General features: G+C 74.2%; 14 protein-coding genes. 11 read left to right on the plus strand and 3 right to left on the minus strand.

Translation table 11 applies throughout. From position 1 onward, the window contains the following. The first annotated feature begins 444 nt into the window (after nucleotides 1-444). From ACFC0Z_RS12005 to ACFC0Z_RS12015, 3 genes are all read left to right on the plus strand, one after another. Nucleotides 445-1656 carry an NADP-dependent malic enzyme gene (locus ACFC0Z_RS12005; protein ID WP_376435640.1) on the plus strand — a complete coding sequence of 404 codons (1212 nt, stop codon included), beginning with the start codon at nucleotides 445-447 and terminating at the stop codon, nucleotides 1654-1656. A 207-nt stretch (nucleotides 1657-1863) separates the two neighbouring features. Then, nucleotides 1864-2829 carry a zinc-binding dehydrogenase gene (locus ACFC0Z_RS12010; RefSeq protein ID WP_376435643.1) on the plus strand — a complete coding sequence of 322 codons (966 nt, stop codon included), beginning with the start codon at nucleotides 1864-1866 and terminating at the stop codon, nucleotides 2827-2829. A 92-nt stretch (nucleotides 2830-2921) separates the two neighbouring features. Next, nucleotides 2922-4292, plus strand: coding sequence for a cellulase family glycosylhydrolase (locus ACFC0Z_RS12015; protein ID WP_376435646.1), 1371 nt, complete (start codon nucleotides 2922-2924; stop codon nucleotides 4290-4292). 51 nt (nucleotides 4293-4343) lie between these two features. Here ACFC0Z_RS12015 and ACFC0Z_RS12020 read toward each other — a convergent pair whose 3' ends face one another. Next, nucleotides 4344-5309 carry a helix-turn-helix transcriptional regulator gene (locus ACFC0Z_RS12020; protein WP_376435648.1) on the minus strand — a complete coding sequence of 322 codons (966 nt, stop codon included), beginning with the start codon at nucleotides 5307-5309 and terminating at the stop codon, nucleotides 4344-4346. A gap of 1 nt (nucleotide 5310) precedes the next feature. Next, nucleotides 5311-6195 (minus strand): DUF4097 domain-containing protein, encoded by an 885-nt coding sequence (locus ACFC0Z_RS12025; RefSeq protein ID WP_376435650.1) that lies wholly within the window; start codon nucleotides 6193-6195, stop codon nucleotides 5311-5313. Nucleotides 6196-6343: 148 nt separating this feature from the next. On the opposite strand from ACFC0Z_RS12025, the gene ACFC0Z_RS12030 reads away from it, so the two are divergent. Then, nucleotides 6344-7159 (plus strand): hypothetical protein, encoded by an 816-nt coding sequence (locus ACFC0Z_RS12030; RefSeq protein ID WP_376435653.1) that lies wholly within the window; start codon nucleotides 6344-6346, stop codon nucleotides 7157-7159. A gap of 96 nt (nucleotides 7160-7255) precedes the next feature. On the opposite strand, the gene ACFC0Z_RS12035 is transcribed toward ACFC0Z_RS12030, so the two are convergent. After that, on the minus strand, nucleotides 7256-7441 hold the full coding sequence (locus tag ACFC0Z_RS12035) for a DUF6104 family protein (RefSeq protein WP_024761804.1): 186 nt from the start codon (nucleotides 7439-7441) through the stop codon (nucleotides 7256-7258). Between the two features lie 119 nt (nucleotides 7442-7560). Here ACFC0Z_RS12035 and ACFC0Z_RS12040 point away from each other — a divergent pair, with 119 nt between their 5' ends. From ACFC0Z_RS12040 to fxsT, 7 genes are all read left to right on the plus strand, one after another. After that, entirely contained in the window at nucleotides 7561-7968 is a 408-nt protein-coding gene (locus ACFC0Z_RS12040; RefSeq protein ID WP_376435656.1) for a CU044_2847 family protein, read from the plus strand. After that, nucleotides 7965-9989, plus strand: coding sequence for a trypsin-like peptidase domain-containing protein (locus ACFC0Z_RS12045; protein WP_376435658.1), 2025 nt, complete (start codon nucleotides 7965-7967; stop codon nucleotides 9987-9989). Before ACFC0Z_RS12040 ends, ACFC0Z_RS12045 begins: the two co-directional genes overlap by 4 nt. Before the next feature lie 112 nt (nucleotides 9990-10101). After that, on the plus strand, nucleotides 10102-11118 hold the full coding sequence (locus tag ACFC0Z_RS12050) for an AAA family ATPase (RefSeq protein ID WP_376435660.1): 1017 nt from the start codon (nucleotides 10102-10104) through the stop codon (nucleotides 11116-11118). A gap of 7 nt (nucleotides 11119-11125) precedes the next feature. Then, nucleotides 11126-14413 (plus strand): SAV_2336 N-terminal domain-related protein, encoded by a 3288-nt coding sequence (locus ACFC0Z_RS12055; RefSeq protein WP_376435663.1) that lies wholly within the window; start codon nucleotides 11126-11128, stop codon nucleotides 14411-14413. A gap of 137 nt (nucleotides 14414-14550) precedes the next feature. Then, nucleotides 14551-14748, plus strand: coding sequence for a hypothetical protein (locus ACFC0Z_RS12060; RefSeq protein ID WP_376435665.1), 198 nt, complete (start codon nucleotides 14551-14553; stop codon nucleotides 14746-14748). 102 nt (nucleotides 14749-14850) lie between these two features. Continuing rightward, nucleotides 14851-16113 carry an HEXXH motif domain-containing protein gene (locus ACFC0Z_RS12065; protein ID WP_376435668.1) on the plus strand — a complete coding sequence of 421 codons (1263 nt, stop codon included), beginning with the start codon at nucleotides 14851-14853 and terminating at the stop codon, nucleotides 16111-16113. Between the two features lie 59 nt (nucleotides 16114-16172). After that, complete coding sequence (fxsT, locus tag ACFC0Z_RS12070) at nucleotides 16173-19193, plus strand: FxSxx-COOH system tetratricopeptide repeat protein (RefSeq protein ID WP_376435671.1); 3021 nt, start codon at nucleotides 16173-16175, stop codon at nucleotides 19191-19193. The last annotated feature ends 27 nt before the right edge of the window (nucleotides 19194-19220 follow it).

Below are 19220 nucleotides of genomic sequence, written 5' to 3' on the forward strand. Positions count from 1 at the left end.
TCGGACCGCATCAAACCGACGGCCTCGGATGTCAAAATCGGGTAACGGGTGACCGCCGAAACGCGACAGCCCGGTACATCAGGGCCGGATCTTCTTCGGGATCGCCTCGCGAAAGCCGGAAGATCTTCGGCGAGTCTCGCCATTCGGACGAGCCGAACGCGGCCATTCGGACGCGGTCGGACTCTTTCGGGACATCGGGTGACGTGTCCGTCTCCGTCCGTGTCCGGACGCGCTGGGTATGAGTCGCGTCACCGAGCGGTTATGGACTCGTCTGCGGTGCCGTCCGTCCGGTAAGAAGGATCCTTACACCCCTCATCCGGGGCTCAGGGCGCGTTGTGCGGCGTGCCCGAGCGGCTGCCCGACAAGGCGGCCGCGGTGCCTCCCCACCCCTCCTTAACCAGGAGTGGCCACCCTCAAATGAAACAGACCTAAGGGGTCAACCCAATGGCAGCGGAGATCGTCAATCCTCGCAATGACAGTGGTACGGAAGGGGCTCCCGGCGAGCCCTTCGATCCTGTCTTCGCCCTCCACCGGGGCGGCAAGATGGCCGTGCAGGCCACCGTGCCCGTCCGGGACAAGGACGACCTGTCCCTCGCGTACACGCCCGGCGTCGCCAAGGTGTGCACCGCGATCGCCGAGCAGCCCGAGCTGGTCAACGACTACACCTGGAAGTCGAACGTCGTCGCGGTCGTGACCGACGGGACGGCCGTGCTCGGACTCGGCGACATCGGCCCGGAGGCCTCCCTCCCGGTCATGGAGGGGAAGGCCATCCTCTTCAAGAACTTCGGCGGCGTGGACGCGGTCCCGATCGCCCTCGCCACCACCGACACCGACGAGATCATCGAGACCGTCGTCCGGCTCGCCCCCTCCTTCGGCGGGGTCAACCTGGAGGACATCTCGGCGCCGCGGTGCTTCGAGATCGAGCGCAGGCTCCAGGAGCGCCTCGACATCCCGGTCTTCCACGACGACCAGCACGGCACGGCGATCGTCACCCTCGCCGCCCTGCGGAACGCGGCGAAGCTGACCGGCCGGACCCTCGGCGAGCTGCGCGGTGTCATCTCCGGCGCGGGCGCGGCCGGTGTGGCCATCGCGAAGTTCCTCCTGGAGGCCGGCCTCGGCGACGTCGCCGTCGCCGACCGCAAGGGCATCGTCAGCCGGGACCGCGAGGACCTGACGGACGTCAAGCGCGAGATCGCCGACCTCACCAACAAGGCAGGCCTGAGCGGCTCCCTGGAGAGCGCCCTGGCCGGCGCGGACGTCTTCATCGGCGTCTCCGGCGGTACGGTCCCCGAGGAGGCCGTCGCCTCCATGGCCCCGAACGCCTTCGTGTTCGCCATGGCCAACCCGAACCCCGAGGTCCACCCCGACATCGCGCACAAGTACGCGGCCGTCGTGGCGACCGGGCGCTCGGACTACCCGAACCAGATCAACAACGTCCTCGCGTTCCCCGGCATCTTCGCCGGCGCGCTCCAGGTCCGGGCCTCCCGGATCACCGAGGGCATGAAGATCGCCGCCGCGAACGCCATCGCGGACGTCGTCGGTGACCAGCTCTCCGCCGACTGCGTCATCCCGTCGCCGTTCGACGAGCGGGTCGCCCCGGCCGTCGCGGCCGCCGTGGCCGCCGCCGCCCGTGCGGAGGGCGTCGCGCGCCGCTAGTTCGTACGGCTCGCGCGGGCTGGTGCGGCTCGTGCGGGCTTGTGCGGCTCGTACGGCCAGTGCGGCTCGTACGCTCGTACGTGAGTGCTCAAGGGCCCTGTTCCGCGTTCCGCGGGGCGGGGCCCTTTCCCGTGCTCTGTCACTGGGGGGTGTGTCACACGGGTCCGTTGTTCCGTCACGGACCCGGCGGACCCTAGGGTCGAGGCCATGTTCGCTGCCTACGCTGCCCGAATCGACCGCGACCAGCCCCTGAACGGGCTCGAATTGGGCGAACGCCCCGAGCCCGAGGTCCGTCCCGGCTGGACCACCGTCACCGTCAAGGCCGCCTCGCTCAACCACCACGACCTGTGGTCGCTGCGCGGGGTCGGACTGCCCGAGGAGAAGCTGCCGATGATCCTCGGCTGCGATGCCGCGGGCATCGACGAGGACGGCAACGAGGTCGTCCTCCACTCCGTCATCGGCCAGACCGGCCACGGAGTCGGCCCGGACGAGCCGCGCTCCATCCTCACCGAGCGGTACCAGGGCACCTTCGCCGAGCGGGTGACCGTGCCCCGCTGGAACGTGCTGCCCAAGCCGAAGGGGCTCTCCTTCGAGGAGGCCGCCTGCCTGCCGACCGCCTGGCTCACCGCCTACCGCATGCTCTTCACCAACGCCGGGGTACGGCCCGGGGACTCGGTGCTCGTCCAGGGCGCGGGCGGCGGCGTGGCCACCGCCGCGATCGCCCTCGGCAAGGCGGCCGGCCTGCGGGTCTTCGCCACCAGCCGGGACGAGGCCAAGCGGAAGCGGGCCGTCGAACTCGGTGCCGTCGAGGCGTACGAGCCCGGGGCGCGGCTGCCGCAGCGGGTGGACGCGGTCATCGAGACCGTCGGCGCGGCGACCTGGTCGCACTCGGTGAAGTCGCTGCGGCCGGGCGGCACGCTGGTCATCTCCGGCGCCACGAGCGGGGACCGGCCGGCGCACGCCGAGCTCACCAGGATCTTCTTCCTCGAACTCAAGGTCGTGGGCTCGACGATGGGCTCCAAGGACGAGCTGGAGGACCTGCTGTCGTTCTGCGCGGCGACGGGTGTCCGGCCGGTCATCGACGACGTCCTGCCGCTCGACCGGGCGCGGGAGGGCTTCGAGAAGCTGGCCGCCGGCGAACTCTTCGGAAAGATCGTGCTGACGACCTCTTGATAACTCACGGGTAGCGCTGATGGGATCTCCGGCACGCGAAAGGTGAACATCGTTCATCTCTTCTCCTGTCTCTTCCCGTGCTGGAGGTCCCCTTGTTGCGCACCACTCTCGCCGCGGCCGCCGTCGTGGCCGCGCTGCTCGCCCCGACGGCCGCGCACGCGGAGGCCGCCGGGGCGAGCGGCATCCCGGCCCTCACCGACGACCGCGGGCGCGTGCTCACGCTGCGCGGCTGGAACGTCGGCGACAAGGCCCACACCGGCGACCAGGCCCTCTCGGGCATCACCGAGAAGCACTTCCGCGACATGCGCGCCAAGGGCTTCAACCTCGCCCGGGTGCTGGTCTTCTGGGACGACCTGGAGCCGAGCCCCGGCCGGTACAGCGAGGCGTACCTCCGCAAGATCGAGCGGGTCCTCGACTGGGCCCAGCGGTACGACGTCAAGGTCGTCCTCGACGCCCACCAGGACGTCTTCGGGCCCGCGTTCGACCACCGGGGCATCCCCGCCTGGGCGACCAGGACCGACGGACTGCCCTTCACCGCCCACCCGGAGGACTGGTTCTCCGAGTACTTCGAACCGGCCGTGCAGCGCGCCTTCACCCACCTCTACGAGGACGAGGACCTCCAGCGGGCCCAGGCCCGCATGTGGAAGGTCCTCGCCGAGCGCTTCGAGGACCACCCGGCCGTCTTCGGCTACGACCTGATCAACGAGCCGATGGGCGAGCTGCGGGAGGGCGAGGACCTCGCGACGGGCGCGCGGCGCATCGAGCGGGAGCAGATCACCCCGATGTACAACCGGATCGCGGACGCGATCCGTTCGGTCGACGACGACAACTGGCTCTTCGTCGAGCCGACCCCGATCGTGGGCGAGGGGGTGCCCACCGGGCTCGGCCGCGTCGACGACCCGAAGGTCGTCTACGCCCCGCACTTCTACAACGGCGTCATGGAGGCGGGCGGCGACTACGACCCGGCCGCCCGGTGGATCGAGAACTACGAGGCGGCCGTCACCCTGTACCCGAAGGAGTACAAGGTGCCGGTGCTCGTCGGCGAGTGGGGACCGCTCAACAACGCGCAGCCGAACATGAACCGCTTCTACCGCGAGGCCATGGCCTCCCTCGGCCGCTACAGCTCCGGCTTCGCTGGCTGGGAGTGGTGCTACGGCGGCGGCTACTGCGCGGTGGACGGCGCGGGCGCCTTCCGGCCGAACAAGGAGCTCACCGCCGAGCCGTACGCGGAGGCCGTCGCCGGCACGGTCCGCTCCACCACGTACGACCCCGGGACCGGCGTCTACCGTCTCGCCTACGAGGCCTCCGGCCCCCGCGGCTCCCGCCTCACCGAGCTGTCCGTGCCGCCCGGCGACTGGCGGGTCACCGCCCGGGGCGGCGTGGTGCTCCGCAAGGACAAGGGCAGGGCCTGGGTCGTCGCACCCCCGCGCGCGAAGGTCACGGTCACGGTCACCCGGGGCTGACGGCTCGGCCACGGCTCGGCCACGGCCCGGCCCGTGGCCGGGCCTCGCCGCTCAGTGCTTCCGCAGCGGGTTCAGCACCTCCGTGATCCGGGCCGCCGCCGTCGACAGATGGCGGCGGGCTTCGGTCAGTTGGGTGTCCGTCACGCCGTGGTCGCGGGCCGCGTCGCGGATCTCGTCACGGAAGCGGTCGAGCAGCCGGTCCAGGTCGCGGGCCGGGTGCCCCGTGGGGGTGGCGTCGGCGGCCCACTCGGGTGCTTCGGGTGCTTCGGGTGCCTCGGAGGTCTCGTCGACCTCGGGGGCCTCCGGGGCCTCGGAGCTCGACGGGGCCGCGGGGGCCCCGGCGGCCTTGGCGGAGGCCTCCGACGCCTTCGGGTGGGTCGAGGCCGCGACCAGACCTCCCAGCTGGGCCGTGATGCCCGAGAGACCCTCCCAGACGCCCTTGGGCCAGTCGCCGCGGCCGAAGCGGTCCTGGACCTCCTCCTGGACCTGCTGGGCGATCCGCTGGAACTCCTTCGCCTGGTGGCGGGCCGACTGGGCCTCCGCCTTGGCCTGGCGGGCCTGCTCCTTCCACTCCGCCTTGGCCCGGCGCAGCTCCTCCTTCGCCTCGGCGAACGACGAGCCCTCCGTCGTCCGCGTCCGGCCCGCCGCCGCGCGCATCTCGCTGCGCACCCGGCCCGCCGCGCCCCGCACGTCGTCGCGGATCTCCGCCGCCAGTTCCGAGACCGACTCCCGGATCTCCCGCTCCAGGTCGGTCAGTTCGGCACCCCGGCCGGCGAGCTCGGCGCGGCCCGCGTCCGTGATCGAGTAGACCTTCCGGCCGCCCTCGCTGGCGTGCGTGACGAGCCCCTCGGCCTCCAGCTTGGCCAGTCTCGGGTAGACCGTGCCGGCCGACGGTGCGTAGAGCCCCTGGAAGCGCTCCTCCAGGAGGCGGATCACCTCGTAGCCGTGGCGGGGGGCCTCGTCGAGCAGCTTGAGCAGGTAGAGGCGGAGGCGGCCGTGGGCGAAGACGGGCGGCATGTCAGAGCACCTTTCCGGTCGTGGGGGAGCCCGCGGGGGCGGACTCGGTGGCCGTGGCGTCCTCCGCCCGCTCGGGGCGGCGGAGCAGCGTCAGGGAGCCCGAGACCGTGGTCGCCTTCAGCGTCCCCCGGCCCGAACCGAGGGTGCCGGTGATGGACTTGGTGCCCCACTGCCCGGCCACCCGCAGGTCCTCGAACCCGTTCGTCACGGAACCGCTCGTGGTGCTCGCCTCGACGCGCGCGTCGGCCGGGTGCGGCAGCCGGACCGCCACCTCGCCGGAGACGCTGGTGAGCCGGATGTCGGCCGGCGGGCCGTCGGTGCCGGCCGCCTGGTCGAGGTCGATGACCATGTCCCCGCTGACCGTCTCGGCCTTCACCGAGGCGCTCGCGCCCTCGATCACCGTCACGGAGCCGGTCACGGACGAGATCTTCAGCGCGCCCGTCACCGACTGCGCCTCCAGGTTCCCCGAGACGCTCTCGGCGCGGACCGGTCCGGAGAGCCCGAGGAGCGTCGTGTCGCCCGTGACGCCGCGCACCTCCGTACGCCCTCTGATGCCGGAGACGACCGTCTCCGCGCCGACCGCGCCCACCTCGACGTCGGCGCCCGCGGGGACGGCGACGGAGACGACGGCGCGGCGCCGGTGGCCCTTGCGGTCCAGCCACTGGAGGACGTTCTTCCACTGGAGGTCCTCGTACGTCACGGTCAGCGTCGAGCCGTCCCGCGTCACGATCAGCGGCGGTCCCTCGATCTCGGAGATCTCCACGCGGGCGGAACTCTCGTCCGTGCCCACCACGTTCACCGTGCCGTTGACGATCCGGACCCGCAGGCGCGTCACGGGCTCGGCCGGCGCCAGTTTCGTCGGCTCGGTGACGGACCACTCTTCCATGGTGCTGACCTCCCGTATCGGCAACGCAACATATCGCGACTCTCGAAAACACGATATATCGCGGTGTGGCGAAGTCAACCCTGACTCATCCCTGATACGCGGAGGGCAATCGAGGCCGTACACGGACAAATTGGCTAGCGTGGGGGCCATGAACGCGACATCCGGAACGAGCACCTCGGGCGCGCTGCTGCTCTGCCGCGCCGATCCTTCGACCGTCAGGCCGCCGGCCCAACTCCTGAGGGAGCGCCTGCTCCTGGCCCCGGCGGGCGACGACTGGAGCGTGCTCGTACCGGAGGGGAAGCCCTGGCTGCACGGCGGCGAGCCCGTCGAACAGGTCGTCACCGGCTGGTCCACCGCCCTCGCCGTCTCCGCCGCGACCTGGCCCGTCCTCGCGCTCTGGTGGGACCGCGACCGGGCCGGCATCACGCTCGCCGCGGGCTTCCGCCGCACCGTCGGCTACACCTGGCTCGCCGACGGTACGCCCGTCGGCGAGGACGAGGCCATGCGCACCTTCGCCGCCCGGCTCGCCCTCGACCCGGTCCTCGACATCCAGGCCCTCGAACCGCTCACGAAGCCCGACCCGGACGCCGACGCCCACACCCGGCTCCTCGGAGTCGTCGCGATCCTCGGCCGCATCGGCCTCGACCTGCCGACCGGACTCGTCCCCGGCGACAGCGCCGACCGGCTCCGCTCCGTCGCCCTCTCGCAGGGCGCCGAGCAGCTCGAATGGCCCGGCTGGCGCGATGCCGTCCGGGCGGAGCTCGACATGGTGGAAGAGGGGCCCCTCGGCCCGTACCTGCGCGGCCCCAAGGCCCGTGTCCTGGGCGGGGCGCAGCTCGCGGCGGGCCTGCCGCTGCTGATCTGGGGCATCGGTCGGCGCAGCGGCGGCTGGGCGACGGCGGGGGCGCTGCTCGTCGCGCACGGCGCGCTCGGACTCGCCTACGACCGGCTCAGGGAGAACTGACCGGCTCAGGGAGAACTGACCGGCTGAGGGCGAACCGACCGGCTCACGGGGAACCGGCCGGCCGGGGGAGCGCCGGCCGGTGCTCCCCGCTCGTCGTCACTCGTCGTCGTCCTCGTCGTCGTCCAGGCGGGCCAGCCAGGTCGCGAGGCGCTCGACGGGCACCTCGAAGTCGGGGTTGAGGTCGACGAAGGTCCGCAGCTGCTCGGCGAGCCACTCGAAGGTGACCTCCTCCTCGCCGCGCCGCTTCTCCAGTTCCTCGATGCCACGGTCGGTGAAGTACATGCGATCAGGATAGGTCGTGACCAGGGGCCGCCGTTCCCGTCCCCCGGTCGGCGCTCTGTCCTCTGTCAGTCCCACCGATTAGCCTTCTCCATCATCGTTTCGTGGAGCGGGGGGCCGCTGTGGCACACGGGATCGCTCGAATTCGGCTGGACGACGGCACGCCCGTGTGGGCGCGGATCAGCGAGGCGCAGGAGCTCGACACGGGCGGCGGGTTCCAGGACACCGGCGTCAAGGACAGGGTCGTCTCCATGGCCGGGGGACTCACGGACGTCGTGCGCGGCGTGGTCGGCTCGCTGCGCGCCGGGCTCGACCCGCAGGCGCCGGTCGAGGTCGCCGTCAGTTTCGGGATCGAACTGTCCGCGCAGTCCGGCAAGGTCGTCGGCGTCCTCGCCGACGGCGCCGGCAAGGCGTCCGTGAACGTCTCCCTGACCTGGACGGAACCGGGACCCGCCGCCCCCGGGAGAACCCCGGCGACAGCCCCCGAGACAGCCCCCGAGGGGCGCCCGGCGGCCGATGAGCCCGTATGAGCGCCTTCGACGCTCTCGTGCGCCCCGCACTCGTACGCATCGCGGCCCCGGGGCGCGGGTATGACCCGCTAGGCGACCGGTACTGGGGCACCGGCTTCTTCATCGCCCCCGGCTGGGTGCTGACCTGCGCCCATGTCGTGGCCGAGGGGGGAAGCGCGGTGTGGAGGAGCGAGCCGGTCGTCGGCGTCGTCTGGGAGGACGGCAAGACCACCCGGGAGACCACCGGTGAGGTCGTGCTCGCCCTGCCGCGCCCCGACCGCCCCGAGGACCCGCCGCAGCGGTGGGCCTTCCCCGACATCGCCCTCGTCCGCGTCGCCGGTACGCAGAAGGCGCACTGCGTCCGCCTCAGCGAGCGCCCGGCGGTCTGGCCCGCGACGGTCAGCCTGCACGGCTGGTCCCGCGAGACCGGCGAGCTCGGCATCCGGCACGTCCACGGCACCCTCAACGGCAGCGACGGACAGGCCCTCGTCACCGACGGCGTCATGCCCGTCGAGGGCTGCTCGGGCGGCCCCGTCGTCGACCACGCCCAGGGCGCCGTCGTCGGCCTCAACAAGGGACGCGGCCGGGACGGCGGCGCCGTCGTGCCCGTCACCGCCCTGCGCCGGCTCCACGACCTGCCCGGCGGCGCCGCCATGGGGGAGGCCCTGCGCGCCCACGACCGCTACCACCTCGCCCGCTACCGCTCCCTCGACGACCGCCCCGACTGGACCCGCGCCCAGCTCCTCTTACCCGGCGTCCACGGCACGGGCCCCGGCCTGCGCACCCAGCTCTACGGCCACTTCGCCGAACTCCCCGCGCCCACCGCGCCCGGGGAGATCATGAACCTCATCGACCAGGTCAAGGCCTGGATCAGGGACGACGGCCTCCCGGACGCCCTGGAGGACGACCCGCGCACCTGGAGCGAGGGCGCGGGCCTCCTGCGCGGGCTGCGCGCCCCGCGCCGCGGCGAGGCCCGCGACCTCGACCTCGACGCCGTGCTCCTGTACGCGGCCCACGTCGTCCGCCACCTCGCCGGCCGGTACGGCGAGCGCGCCCGCACCCAGGAGCTCACCCGCTGGATCGTCGACGAGTCCGGCGACGCCGACCGGCACCTCCGGCGCGAGATCGACCGGCTCGTCACGCCCGGCAGGCCGGCGCCCCTCTCCGTACGCGAACCACGCGCGCGTGCCGACGTCCTCCTGGAGATCGACACACCGCGCTACGACCGCCGCTACCCCTGGCGGGTCAAGCTCCTGCTCGACGGGCACACCGTCAGCCCGCTCCACTGCGACGACCGGGGCGTCGAGCGCGCCCGGCTCAGGGAGACCCTCCGCGAACCCCTCGCGGACGCCCTGCGGCGCGGCGACAGCGGAGCCCATCTCGCCGCCGTCGAGGCGGTCCTGCCGCGCGAGCTCTTCGACGAACCCCTCGACACCTGGCGGCTCGAACCGTCCCAGGAGCCCGAGGACGCCTGGTCCGCCACGCTCGGCCAGCGCAGGATCGTCGTCATCCGCGACGCCCGCCGGCACGACCGGGAACCGGCCCCCGAGTGGCGCGACCGCTGGGAGGCGGCCGAGCGCGGGCCACTCCGCGCCGCCCCGCTGCGCGCCGAGGTCCCCGGCGCCGGCCGGGACGCCCACACCGCGCGCGTGCGCCGCGAGACCTGGGCGGAGACGTACGACCGGCTCCGCGAGGCCGGCGGCGGCACCGTTCCCGTCTTCTGCGGCCCGGTCGGCACGGGCGAGGGCCTGATGGCGATGAACGCGGCGCTCACCGCCGGGCACCCGCTCGCCCTCTGGCGCACCGGCGCCCACGACCACGCCGACTGCGAGGAGTTCCACGAGCGGACCCGCAGGCTGCTCGCCAAGGCCGCCACCGCGCAAGGGCTGCGCGGCCCCGTCCGCTCGCTGCGCACGCGCGCGCCCGACCGGGCCGCGCTCGCCTGGGCGGAGTCCCTCGCGGTCCTCTACGACCCGCCCGACCGGCCGCCCCACGGCGGCCGCCTCGAAGTCCCGCCGCTGCTCGGACCGGAGGACGAATGACGGGGGTCCGGGGCGCCGGGCGAAGGGGCCGGATCGTGTGCAGGCAGGCTCCACCGCCGGGCAGTACGGTCGACAGGCCCGGCATCGACACCACAGCCAGGAGGAGTCCATCGTGAACGATTGGCGGATCTACCGTGGTGCCGGTCTTCCGCACGACGAGATTCGGCGCCTGCCCGCCCCGCCGCCCTGGCGCGACTTCTCGGCCGGCGCCGCCGACGACACCCTCGCCGGCTCCGACCGCCGCCTCGGCGTCCGGCGCCGGCTCGTCCAGAACCACCACCCGCGGCCGGCCGAGACCGACGCCGTCAACGCCGCCCTCTATCTGCGGCGGCCGCTCCTCGTCACGGGCAACCCCGGCACCGGGAAGTCCACCCTCGCCCACGCCGTCGCCCACGAGCTGCGCCTCGGCCGCGTGCTGCGCTGGCCCATCGTCAGCCGGACGACCCTCCAGGACGGCCTGTACCGGTACGACGCCATCGGACGCCTCCAGGACGTCCAGCTGGAGCGCGCGCAGACGGGATCGCCCGGCTCCACCGCGGCGGCCCCGGCCGGCATCGGCTCGTACATCCGGCTCGGCCCCCTCGGCACCGCGCTGCTCCCCTCCGAACAGCCCCGCGTGCTGCTCATCGACGAGCTCGACAAGAGCGACCTCGACCTGCCCAACGACCTCCTCAACGCCCTGGAGGAGGGCGAGTTCGCCATCCCCGAGCTGGAGCGGCTCGCCGACCGCGAACCGGTCGTCGAGGTGCTCAGCGACGACGGCCGCAAGGTGCCGGTGTACGGCGGCCGGATCCGCTGCACCACCTTCCCCTTCATCGTCCTCACCTCGAACGGCGAACGGGACTTCCCCGCCGCCCTGTTGCGCCGCTGCATCCGCCTGGAGCTCGAAGCGCCCGGCGAGGAGCAGCTCGGCGCCATGATCGAGGCCCACCTCGGGGCCGACGCGGCGGCGGGGGAGGAGGAGCAGGACATCGTCCGCCGGTTCCTCAACCGCCAGCCCGGCGAGGTGATCGCCACCGACCAGCTGCTCAACGCCCTCTACCTGACCCAGCACGCCTCCCGCGCCGAACGGGTGACCAGGGAGCGCATCGAGGACATGCTCATGCAGCCGCTCGACCAGCCGAGGTGAAGGTCGGATGCACCGGACGGATCTGGAGGACCTCACCCGCAGGCTGAGAGCGGGCGGCCAGGACCCGACCGCGGTGGACATCGCGGACGCGATCTGGCTGGCGGCCTGGCTTCCGGGCGCGTCCGGAGGAAGGGACGCGCGGGACCCGGAGTTCCAGTCCCAGCACGGGGAGCGGGCGGACCCGGAAGTCCGGGCCGCCGACGCCGACGCCGACACGGGCGGCGCCGGGCGCTCCGCCGAGGGGCGGGATCCGGCCACTCCCGGCGCAGAGGGGGAAGGGCACGAGGGTGGTGCGGCGAAGGCCGACTCCGTCTCCCTCGTCACGAGCACCGGAGACGCCACCGGAGACAGTACGGGCGACGGTACTGGCGACGGCACCGGCGGAGCCCGTACCGGGGACCGGGCCGCCGCCCGTCCCTCCCGGGGCGCGACCCTGCCCGTCCGCGCCCCCGGCGCCAACGCGCTCCCCGGACTCCTCGGCCTCCAGAAGGCCCTGCGCCCCCTGCGCGGCTACGCCCTCGTCCCGCACCACCCCGGCGAAGGCACCCTGGACGAGGAGGCCACCGCCGAGCGCAGCGCCGCCGCCGGCATCCTCACCCCCGTCCTGCGCCCGCCGGCCGGCCGCCGCCCCGACATCCAGCTCCTCATGGACACCGGCCCCGCCATGGCCGTCTGGAGCCGCATGGTCGAGGAGCTCCGCCAGGCCTGCCAGCAGTCCGGCGCCTTCCGCGACGTCCAGGTCCACCGCCTGTACGACACGGGCGACGGCCCCCCGCTGGTCACCACCACCTCCGGGGCCGACGGCAGGCCCCGGCTCCGCCCCGTCGACCAGCTCCACGACCCCACGGGCCGCCGCCTCACCCTCGTCGTCAGCGACTGCGTCGGCCCCCTCTGGCAGCGCGGCGCGGCCCAGCGGTTCCTGCGCCAGTGGCCGCGCCGTTCCCCACTGGCCGTGGTCCAGCCCCTGCCCCCGCGCCTGTGGCCGCGTACGGCCCTGCCCGCCGAACCCGGCACCTTCCAGCGCTCCGCGGCCCCCGGCGGACACGCCCGCTTCCGCTCCGACGACGACCCCTGGGGCCCGCCCGTGCCCGGCCGCAGGGCCGTGCCCGTGCTCACCCCCACCCCCGAGGCCTTCGCCTCCTGGGCCCGGCTCCACACCGGCCACGGCGGCGACGCCGTGCGCGGCTGGGCCGCCTGGCTCGACCCCGCGGCCGACCGGCCGCGCGCGCCCCGCACGCCCCGCGCCGCGCGCGCCGACGAGGACCTCCTGCGCGCCTTCCGGGCCAGCGCCTCGCCGGGCGCGGTCCATCTCGCGGTCCATCTCGCGGCGGCCCCGCTGACCCTCCCCGTGATGCAGCTCGTCCAGCGCGCGATGCTGCCCGACACCGGCCCCATGGAGCTGGCCGAGGTCCTCCTGAGCGGTCTCCTGCGCCGACTGCCCGGCCCGACCCCGTACCCCTGCTTCAGCTACTCGCCCGGCGTCCAGCAGCACTTCCTCGGCTCGCTCGACCCGAGCGCCGCCGCCCTCGTCCTCAAACACTGCTCGGCGTACGTGGAGCGCAACTTCGGCCAGGGCACGCGCAACTTCCCGGCCCTCGCCGCCGCCCGCCTCGCCGGTACGGGCACGGGCACGGGCGCCGGTACGGGTGAGGCCGGCACCGGCCACCCGCACGAAGGGGAGCCGGACGGCCTGCCCCTCGTCCCCGGGGCGGCCGAGCCGCCCGAGGCCACCGACGAACCCGTCGGCCCCGAGGGCGCCGAGACCGAGCTCTTCGCCCGCATCCCCGCGCGCGTGCTCCGCTTCTACCACCCCGACCTCATCACCCCCGATCCGCTCACCGAGGCCCGCGGCCTCCTCGTCCAGGGCCGCACCCACGCCGACCCCGCCCTCCTCGCCGGAGCCCGCGAGCGCGCCGAGGCCGCCCTCCCCGCCGCCCCGGTCGAGGCCCGGATCGTCCTCGGCCTCGTCCTGTACGCCGAAGCGGGCACCGCGCTCGCCCGACGGCGCCCCCAGCGGCGCGCCGAACTCCTCGGCCAGGCAGCCGAGATGCTCGCCCACGCCGCCGAACTCGCCCGCCCCGGCGGCGAGCCCTGGGCCGAGGCCCGGCTCGAACTCGCCGCCGTACGCCACGCCCTGTGGCGCGACACCGACGACACCGGCCACCTCGACGCCGCGCTCACCGCCCTCGCCGAGGAGGCCGACCGCTGGCCCGAGACGGCCCGGCACACCCTCCACCTGCGGCGCGGCCGCCTGCTCCTCGCCCGAGGCGACGGCGAGGCGGCCGCCGCCGAGCTCGCCGCCGCGCTCTCGCTCCGGGAGAGCGCCGCCACCCTCCTCGACCTCGCCGACGCCCTGCGCCTCACCGAGGCCGACACGGCCAGGATCGGGGCCGTACTCGACCGCGCGGAGCCGCTCCTCGGCGACGGGCGGGCGCTGCGGCTGCGCTTCACCACCGCCAGGGCCCGGCTGTACGACGCGGCGGGGGACGGGGCGGCAGCCGACGCGGCCTTCGAGGAGGCCACCCTGCTCGCCCCCGGCGAGAGCGACCAGCGCGGCCTGCTCCTGCTCGACTGGGGCGAGTCGCTGCTGCGCCGCGCGGGGGACGGCACGACCGGCGGCAGGGGCACCAGCACCAGCACCAGCACCGGAACCGGCGTCGGCACCGACGCCGAGACCGCCTCCGTGGACCGGGCGGAGGGGGTCCTGCGGGAGGCCCTCACCCGGCTGCCGGCCGACGCGCCCGAGCGGGCGGCGGCGCGGACCCTCATCGGCAGCGTGCTCGCGCTCCGCTTCCACCGCGCCGGATTCCTGCCCGACCTCTTCGAGAGCCGCCACCTCCTCGAACAGGCCGTGCGCGGCACGGACGACCCGGGACCGCGCTCCGAGGCGTGGCTGCAACTGGGGCGGGTGCGGCTGGAGTTGTCCGAGACCGCGCGGGACGGCTCCATCGGCGACGCCCTCGCCGCGTACCGCAGCGCCTGGGACGACGCCCGCGCCGCGTACGGCGACTCCCCGGGCACGGTCACGGGCGCCCGCGCGTTGCACGGACAGGGAGCCGTCCTGTGCCTCATGGGCCGCCCCGCGCTCGCCCGGGCCGCACTGCGGGCCGCCGACGAGCAGTGGCGGCGCCTCACGGGCCGCCTCGTGGACGTGGACTGGGACGACGTGGACCGCACCAAGGCACTGCTGAGGGAGACGGAGGGCGCGACGGGACGGGACTACGGGCGGGGCTCGGCCGAGGAGCGGCGCAGGATCGCGCCGCCGTGGTGGCCGTGGAACGGCGCAGCCGGGTGACCACCTTCGAGCCGCTGGACAACGGGGGCGTGAATGGGCGCAGTTGAATCGAATGGGTTTCCGGTCTCATGGCGTCGGGAAGAACCGCAGCGCCGCTACGACCGTGGGGGACGGGCATCAGTGAGGAGGAGCCGAGAGTGTTCGAGCGTACGGAGTGGGCGACCGGTGCCGGCCCGAGAGCCGGCCGTTCTCCGGAGCTTCCCGATCTCGCGGCCGTCGACCTGTGGACCTTGCGCGTCACGGACGACGCCGCCGTCGGCGCCGAGGTCGAGAGAGTCCTGCGCCACCCCTCGGAGCTGTCCGCCGCCTGGCTCGAGGACTTCACCACGCCCTGACCTCCCGGCACGCCTTGGCCTCTCGGTACGCCCTGACCCGTCGGCGCGCCCAGCTCCCTCGGCACGCGCGCGCCGGAGCGGCGCGCCGACGGGGCCCCGGCCGTGATCGCCGCTCCGCCGCCTCCCGCGGCCTTCGCGGCGCTCGCGTCGACCCGGCCCACCCGCGCGGACGCGGCGTTCCTGCGGTCCGGTGCGCACGCCCGCCGCCTGCTGCTGCTCAAGGCCCTGCTCGTCCGCGTCCGGCGGTGCCGCGCCGAGGTCGCGCCCGAGGTCCTGCGCGGCTTCGAGGAGGCCTGGCTGCTCCTGGAGGGCACCGAGCGGGTCGCCCCCGCCGTGGTCCGCGCCGTCCTCGCCTACCCGACCACCGGATCCTGGCTCGCCGCCGCCCTGACCGAGTCCCCGGGACCCGCCCTCGACCGGCACCTCACCCGCCTGGAACTGATCGCCGCCACCGCCGCCCTCCGCGCCGGCCGGCCCCTCGACCTCACCGTCCAGGCCCCCTCCGGCGCCCTCTCGCTCCCCGGCGTGGGCAGCGCCCTCGTGGCCCCCGGGCCGGTCCGCCTCACCTCGGGCCCCCGGGAGTTACGGCTCCGCACGGACGGTGCGCCGCCCGTCCTCGTCCGCCGCACCGGTACGGGCACGGGGCCCGGCTGGCGCGGCCTGCGCCCCCTGGCCGGCGGCGCCGCCAGGATCGACGACCTCGACCCGTACCGCGTACCGCCCGGCGGCGTCGGCACCCCGGCCCGGCTCGCCGCCGAGCGGCCCGACGTCGACCACACCGCCTGGGCCGGGCACTGGAGCGCCGCCCGCGCGCTGCTCCGCAGGACCGATCCCGCGCGGGCCGCCGAGGTCACCCGGACCGTCGGCGCGCTCGTGCCGCTCGTCCCGCAGGGCCCGCGCTCCGTCGGTGCCACGCTCGGCGTGGCCCCCGGTGCCGTCCTCATGACGCCCTCGGCGGACGCCGCCGACATGGCGGAGACGCTCGTCCACGAGCTGCACCACAGCAAGCTCTCCACCCTCCACGAGCTCGTGCCGCTCTACCGGCCGGGCCGGGGCGGCGGGCGTCCCGTGCTGCACCGGGTCGGCTGGCGCCTGGACGAGCGGCCGGTCGCCGGCGTCTTCCAGGGGACGTACGCGCATCTCGCGCTGGCCGACCTGTGGCGCAGGGCCGCGGACACCACCGGCGTACCGCGCGCGTGGACCACCAGAGCCGCGCAGCAGTTCGACCATGTCCACGATCAGGTGGGCGCGGCGCTCGCACTGCTGCTTGAATCCGATGAACTGACCAACGAGGGCAGGGAGTTCGCGCGTCGAATGAGGCAGCTCCATGCGAGCCTCGGCGCGAGCCCCAGGGTCCGTGGGTAACACTGTGCCCACGGCACATGACACTGCGTTGCGCGTGAGCGGGACGGGAGACGTTACAGATGGCGGAACAGCGGTCGGGCCCCAGCGCGGAGAGCAACGGCGGCAGGGCGACGCCGCCGCACGTCCTGGTGGTCTTCCCCGGATACCACCGGCCCTGGGCGGCCTGGATCAACCAGCGCCTCGAAGCCCACGGCGCGCGCGCCACCCTCCAACGCTGGGACCCGCCCCGCGAAGTCCCCCTGGAGGACGCGCTCGGCGACCTGCTCCTCGCGCGCGGACAGGTCCTCCTCGTCCTCAACGACTGGTTCTTCGAACTCGGCCCCCGCGCGGCGGGCGAATGGAACGACGTCCTGCGCGGCTTCGTCGCCGCCCACGCCGAGCGGTTCGCCGCCGTCAACCTCACCAACCGCCCCCTGCTCCTCGCCACGGCGGTCCTCGAACCCGTCAGCCTCTGGGGCGTCGGCGAGGAGGAGGCCGAGGCGCGGCTGCTCAGCCGCCTCGGCATCGAACCCCGCCGCACCGCCGCCCGCCGCCTCCCGGCCGGCGCCCTCGCCCGCTACCCCGACACCCCGCCCGAGATCTGGGGCGACGTCCCCCGCCGCAACCCCCGCTTCACCGGCCGCGACGACCTCCTCACCAGCCTTCAGGAACGGCTGATGGACGCCGAGCGGGGCAACGCGGCCTGCACCCTGCTCGGCATGTCCGGCATCGGCAAGACCCAGATCGCCGCCGAGTACGCCCACCGCTTCAGCCCCGACTACGACGTCATCTGGTGGGTCAACTCCGACGACCGCAACGTCCAGCGCGACCGCTTCGGCGAGCTCGCCGTCCCGCTCGGCCTCCCCACCGGCCGCGAGCCCGGCGAACGCATCCGCGCCGTACGGGAGGCGCTCCGCCGGGGCGACCCGCACGGCCGCTGGCTCGTCGTCTTCGACGGCTGGGACGACACCGACGGCATCGACGTCATGCTGCCCCAGGGCCCGGGACACGTCCTCATCACCTCCCGCAACCGCGGCTGGCGCGAGCACACCGACGTCCTGGAGATCCCCAGCTTCGACCGCCGCGAGTCCACCGGCTACCTCATGCGCCGCGCCCCGCAGATCAGCGCCGTCGAGGCCGACGAGGTCGCCGCCGAGTTCGGAGACGTACCCCTGCCGCTCGTCCAGGCCGCCGCCTGGCTCGGCGAGTCCGGCATGGACGCCCCCGAGTACCTCCGCATGGTCCGCGAGGGGCGGTACTCCACCGTCGACGAGCCCACCTTCGGCGACGGCATGCCCAACGCCTCCCTCACCTCCTGGTCGATACTGATCAACCGGCTCCGTCGCACCCAGCCGCAGGCCATCGACATCCTCAGCCTGTGCGCCTCCTTCGCCCCCGGACGCATCCCGCTCGGCATCGTCCGCGCCTACCCGCAGGCCCCCCTGCCCGAGGACCTCCGCTGGATGGCCACGGACCTGCCCGCCTGGACCCGCGCCCTCGACACGCTCGTCAACTACTCGGTCCTCACCCGCGAGACCGGCGGCGCCCGCGCCGCCGACGAGGCGGCGCCGCACCAGGAGTCCATCCACATGCACCGCCTGGTCCACGACATCGTGTCCCGGCTCACCGACGGCGAGCACCGCGAATCCCACCGCAAGGCGGTCCGCACCCTGCTCGCCGAGGCCGACCCCGGCAACCCCACCGACAGCCGGTACTGGCCCCGCTACTCCGAACTCCTCCCGCACCTGGAACCCTCCGGAGCCCTCCGCTCCACCGAGCCGCGCATCCAGGTCGCCGTCCTCAACTGCCTCCGCTTCTGCGGCAGCAGCGGCGAGTACAAGACCGGCATCCGGCTCGGCCGGCAGATCCGTGACGAGTGGACGGCCTTCATGGAGCCGCTCGCCCCGCACATGCAGGAGCTCACCGCCCTCGAAGGCGACATCCTCCGCCGCCACGGCCTCTTCCGCGAGGCGTACGACCTCGACCTCGCCCAGCGCGACCGGCTCGCGGCCCACGGCGGCTCCGACGCCCTCGGCGATCTCCAGACCAAGATCTCCATCGCCCGCGACCTGCGCTTCCTCGGCCAGTACCAGGAATCCGAGCGGCTCCAGCGCGAAGCCCTCGACGAGGCCCGGAGCCTGCTCGGCGAGACCCAGTTCCTCACCCTCGTCGCCCGCAACAGCCTCGGCGTCGTCCTGCGCATGCTCGGCCGCTACCAGGAGGCGTACGAGCAGGACACCGACACCCTCGCCCGCTGCGAGGCCGCCCTCCACCCCCACCACGCCACGACGCTCAACTCCAACAACAACGTCGCCCAGGACCTCCGTCTCCTCGGCCGCTACCGCGAGGCCCTCGGCCGCCAGGAGGCCAACGTCCGGCTGCACGTGAAGGTCCTCGGCCCCCAGCACCTCCACACCCTGTACGCGCACAGCCAGCTGGCCCTGTGCCGGCGCAGGGAAGGCGGCCAGCAGGACATCGGCTCCATGATGTCCAGCGTCCTCGACCACCTGGAGCAGGCCTACGGACGCGCGCACTACGTCACGCTCTCGGCGGTCACCAACTACGCCAACTTCCTCCGCGAGCACGGCGACCTCGACCTCGCCCGGGAGCTCATCACCGAGGCCGAGGCCGGCTACCGCGCCCTCCTCGGCCCCGCCCACCCCGTCTCCACGGGTGTCCTCGCCAACACCGCGCTCGTCATGCAGGCGGCCGGCGAGCGGTCCTCCGCCCTCACCATGCTGGAGTCGGCGTTCGCCGGACTCACCGCCTCCCTCGGCTCCGACCACCCGTGGGTCCTGGGCTGCGCCCTCAACGCCACCGCCGCACGCAACTTCAACGGGCGCGTGGTCGAGGCCGCCGAGCTCAGCCGCGACACCCTGCGCCGGGCCCGGCACACCCTCGGCAACGAACACCCCCTGACCCTCTCCTGCCAGGTCGCGCTCGCCACCGACCTGCGCGGCCTGCGCGAGATCGAGGAGGCGGGGAAGCTGGAGGAGGACGCCCTGTCCACCCTCACCAGGACCCTCGGCGCCCAGCACCCGCACACCCTCGCGGCCCGCCAGCGCAACCGGCCGTACTGGGACTTCGAGGCCAACCTGTAGGCGCACCGGAAACGCCGGAGGCCCGGC

Source organism: Streptomyces sp. NPDC056144 (genome assembly GCF_042264145.1).
Classification (GTDB): domain Bacteria; phylum Actinomycetota; class Actinomycetes; order Streptomycetales; family Streptomycetaceae; genus Streptomyces.

Bases quoted from the DNA above. Each gene is read 5' to 3' on its own strand.
- ACFC0Z_RS12005 (WP_376435640.1), top strand. From the start codon at position 445: ATGGCAGCGGAGATCGTCAATCCTCGCAATGACAGTGGTACGGAAGGG.
- ACFC0Z_RS12010 (WP_376435643.1), top strand. From the start codon at position 1,864: ATGTTCGCTGCCTACGCTGCCCGAATCGACCGCGACCAGCCCCTGAAC.
- ACFC0Z_RS12020 (WP_376435648.1), bottom strand. From the start codon at position 5,309: ATGCCGCCCGTCTTCGCCCACGGCCGCCTCCGCCTCTACCTGCTCAAG.
- ACFC0Z_RS12025 (WP_376435650.1), bottom strand. From the start codon at position 6,195: ATGGAAGAGTGGTCCGTCACCGAGCCGACGAAACTGGCGCCGGCCGAG.
- ACFC0Z_RS12030 (WP_376435653.1), top strand. From the start codon at position 6,344: ATGAACGCGACATCCGGAACGAGCACCTCGGGCGCGCTGCTGCTCTGC.
- ACFC0Z_RS12035 (WP_024761804.1), bottom strand. From the start codon at position 7,441: ATGTACTTCACCGACCGTGGCATCGAGGAACTGGAGAAGCGGCGCGGC.
- ACFC0Z_RS12045 (WP_376435658.1), top strand. From the start codon at position 7,965: ATGAGCGCCTTCGACGCTCTCGTGCGCCCCGCACTCGTACGCATCGCG.
- ACFC0Z_RS12055 (WP_376435663.1), top strand. From the start codon at position 11,126: ATGCACCGGACGGATCTGGAGGACCTCACCCGCAGGCTGAGAGCGGGC.
- fxsT (WP_376435671.1), top strand. From the start codon at position 16,173: ATGGCGGAACAGCGGTCGGGCCCCAGCGCGGAGAGCAACGGCGGCAGG.